The sequence below is a fragment of the Pseudomonas sp. XP2 genome (assembly GCF_053557975.1).
In genome coordinates this window covers 1-3423 of record NZ_JBNRIK010000058.1, presented here as the reverse complement: position 1 = coordinate 3423, position 3423 = coordinate 1, and the positions used below count along the sequence as shown (strand labels likewise).

Here is a 3423-nt window from a genome sequence, read left to right as displayed (position 1 = left end):
GGGGCTGCTTCGCAGCCCTTTCGCGACACAAGGCCGCTCCTACACGGGAACTGCATCGCTTTCGAGACCTGTGTCGATTCTGCCTGGTGCCATTCGACTACCCATGAAAGCAGCCACCGGGCTGCCAACAGGAGAGTCCCCATGCGCAAACTCATCGTAGCCGCCTTCATCAGCCTCGACGGCGTGATGCAAGCTCCCGGCGGCCCGCAGGAAGACACCAGCGGCGGTTTCGCCTACGGCGGCTGGATCGTGCCCTACGCCGAGGAAGTGTTTGGCCAGGCCATGCAGGCATTGTTCAGCCAGCCCTTTGAGCTGCTGTTGGGCCGGCGCACCTACGACATTTTTGCCGGCTATTGGCCAAACATCAAAGACAACGCCGAAGACTTCTCCATCGCCAACCTGTTCAACAGCGTGCCCAAACATGTGGCCACCCACACCCCTGCCACCCTCGACTGGCACAACAGCCACGCCCTCGGCGCGGACATCGCCGCTGCAGTACGCTCGCTCAAGCAACGGGACGGCGCCAACCTGCTGACCCAGGGCAGCGCCGAACTGGTGCAGCAACTGCTGGCGGCAGACCTGGTAGATGAACTGCAACTGCTGATCCACCCGCTGCTGCTCGGCCAAGGCAAACGCCTGTTCGGTCATGACGCAGCAGCAGCGGCCTTTACCTTGCAGCAGTCGCAAGTCTCGCCCAAGGGCGTGATCATCAGCCGCTACGTGCGCGCAGGCCAGGTGCAGACCGGTTCATTCGACACGGTGTAATCCCATACAACTTTTGCCCCGCGCAGGCATCGAAACACAGGAAGCCCCTATCCGCTCCAAGGAGGTCAACCATGGCGCTGCGCACTACGCTGCTGCTTTCCTGCATGACCCTGGCGCTGCTCGGCTGCGCCGGCAACGATCAACCGGCACCGCCGCGCACCCAGCAGGTCGACCTGCAACGCTACCAGGGCACCTGGTATGAACTGGGCCGGCTGCCGATGTTCTTCCAGCGCAACTGCGTGCAGTCCGAGGCGCACTATGGCCTGCGCCCGGATGGCCGGATCGACGTGACCAACCGCTGCAAGGAAAAGGACGGCCAGTGGAACGAAGCCAAGGGCATCGCCGAGGCCCAGCAGCCGGGCAGCACCGACAAGCTGTGGGTGCGCTTCGACAACTGGTTCAGCCGCCTGGCACCGGGCCTGACCAAGGGCGAGTACTGGGTGCTGTATCACGACAAGGATTACCGGGTGGCGCTAGTGGGCCACCCCAACCGCGAGTACCTGTGGCTGCTTTCACGCACGCCTGCGGTCACCGACCAGCAGCGCGAGCAACTGCTGACCATCGCCCGGGAGCAAGGTTATGACACCAGCAAGCTCATTTGGCGGCAGGGAGACTAGCAGGCCGTCGACGGCAGGCAGCAATGCGGCTAAGGTGTGCGCCCGTCATACCTCGAAGGAGCGAGCACATTGATCACCTGCCACGTCAAATACATCGTCGACCCTTACCAGCTGCCTGCGTTCGAGGCCTATTCACGCCAGTGGATAGGCCTCGTCACGCGCATGGGCGGCCAGCATCACGGCTACTTCCTGCCTGCTGAGGGCGCTAACAACATCGCGTACTGCCTGTTCAGCTTCCCCAGCCTGGCGGCCTACGAGCAGTACCGCAGACAGGCTGAAACCGACCCGGAATGCATCGCTGCAGTAGCCACAGCTACAGAGCAACGCTTCATCCTCAGCTACGAGCGCAGCTTCCTGAAACCGCTGCTGGGCTGAATCAAGGAGGTTGCACATGGACCTGCTGTTCCTCGGCACCTGCGCCGGGGTGCCCACCAAGGCACGCAATGTCAGCGCCACGGCGGTGATCGAAGCCAGTGGCAGCGGCTGGTACCTGGTCGACTGCGGCGAAGGCACCCAGCACCAGCTGCTGCGCACCCCGCTGTCGATCCGCGACCTGCGCGCCATTTTCATCACCCACGTGCACGGCGATCATTGCTTCGGCCTGCCCGGCCTGCTGGCCAGTGCCGGCATGAGCGGGCGTACGCAGCCGCTGGAACTGATCCTGCCCGCCGCGCTGCATGACTGGGTACGCCAGGGCCTGGCCGCCAGCGATACCTTCCTGCCGTTCGAACTGCGCCTGCTGGCCGTGGAAGATCTGGTCGAATGGCGCAACGATACTCTGCAGGTAACCACCGTTCAGCTGTCACACCGCGTTCCGAGCGTCGGGTTCATATTCACCGAACTCAACCCCGAACCGCGCCTGGACATCCCCCGCCTGGAAGCCGAAGGCATACCGCGTGGCCCGCTGTGGGGCGAGCTGGCCAGGGGTTTGACGGTGCAGCATGGCGAGCAGTTGCTGAATGGCAACGACTACCTGCGCCCTTCCCGGCCACCGCGGCGGGTGATCGTGTGCGGCGACAACGATACCCCCGAGCTGCTGGCCGACGCTGCCCAAGGCGCGGATGTGCTGGTGCACGAAGCCACGTTCACCCAGGCCGTGGTCGAACGCACCGGGGTCACCTTCGGCCATAGTACTGCAGCGGCGGTGGCGCGCTTTGCCGAAGCGGCGGGCGTGCGCAACCTGGTGCTGACGCATTTCAGCGCCCGCTACCAGAGCGACCCAAGGCGCAGCCCGAATATCGACAACGTGCGTGACGAAGCCCTCGTCCACTACAGCGGGCACCTGACCCTGGCGCAGGACCTGCAGCGCTATCACCTTGGCCGGGATGGCTGTCTTGAGCTGACCGGATGAATTAACATGGCCGGTTTTTCCAAAAGGACTTGGTCATGCAACGCATCGTGATTCTGGGCAACGCCGGCAGTGGCAAATCGACCCTGGCCCGGCAGATCGGCGCCCGCCTGGGGGCGTCGGTGGTACACCTTGACACGTTGTTCTGGGAGGCCGGCTGGGTAGAGCCGGATGCCGAGACCTTTCGCAGCCGGGTACGCGATGCGGTTAGCGGGCAAGCGTGGGTATGCGAGGGCAACTACAGCCGCCGCACCTTCGACCTGCGCTTGCCACGGGCCGACCTGGTTATCTGGCTGGATACACCACGGTTGACATGCCTGAAGCGGGTCATCCTGCGCAGTGTGCTGAACAAGCCACGGCCAGACCTGCCGGCTGGGTGTACCGAGCGGCTGGACCGGGCGTTTCTGACCTTCCTGAAGTTTGTGTGGACGTTCGACCGGGGCTATCGGCCAGGTATCGAAGCCAACCGCCAGGCAATCGGCCCGCAGGTGCCGGTTGTGCATCTGCGTGGTGACCGGCAGATTGCGGCGTTTGTGGAAGGCCTCACACAACCAGCACCAGCAGCGCGGTCCCTGTAGGAGCGGCCTTGTGTCGCGATCGGGCTGCAAAGCAGCCCCAGCAATATCAGCCTTTACTTCCAAACCCTGGGGCTGCTGCGTGGGTGGCCTGATTGGCCAGTGGCTGGGCATCAAC

The 3423-nt window shown here is 63.9% G+C and carries 5 protein-coding genes; all 5 read left to right on the top strand.

Going from position 1 to position 3423, the window contains the following annotated elements:
* Window positions 1-141: 141 nt before the first annotated feature.
* The 5 genes from ACK1VC_RS28765 (at window position 142) to ACK1VC_RS28745 (ending at window position 3308) form a co-directional block, all read left to right on the top strand.
* On the top strand, window positions 142-765 hold the full coding sequence (locus tag ACK1VC_RS28765; RefSeq protein WP_016488140.1) for a dihydrofolate reductase family protein: 624 nt from the start codon (window positions 142-144) through the stop codon (window positions 763-765).
* 71 nt (window positions 766-836) lie between these two features.
* On the top strand, window positions 837-1382 hold the full coding sequence (locus tag ACK1VC_RS28760; RefSeq protein WP_016488141.1) for a lipocalin family protein: 546 nt from the start codon (window positions 837-839) through the stop codon (window positions 1380-1382).
* A gap of 69 nt (window positions 1383-1451) precedes the next feature.
* Window positions 1452-1757, top strand: a complete 306-nt coding sequence (locus ACK1VC_RS28755; protein ID WP_016488142.1) for an NIPSNAP family protein — start codon at window positions 1452-1454, stop codon at window positions 1755-1757.
* A gap of 16 nt (window positions 1758-1773) precedes the next feature.
* Entirely contained in the window at window positions 1774-2733 is a 960-nt protein-coding gene (locus ACK1VC_RS28750) for an MBL fold metallo-hydrolase (RefSeq protein WP_016488143.1), read from the top strand.
* A gap of 35 nt (window positions 2734-2768) precedes the next feature.
* Window positions 2769-3308, top strand: a complete 540-nt coding sequence (locus ACK1VC_RS28745; RefSeq protein WP_016488144.1) for an ATPase AAA — start codon at window positions 2769-2771, stop codon at window positions 3306-3308.
* Window positions 3309-3423: the final 115 nt, after the last annotated feature.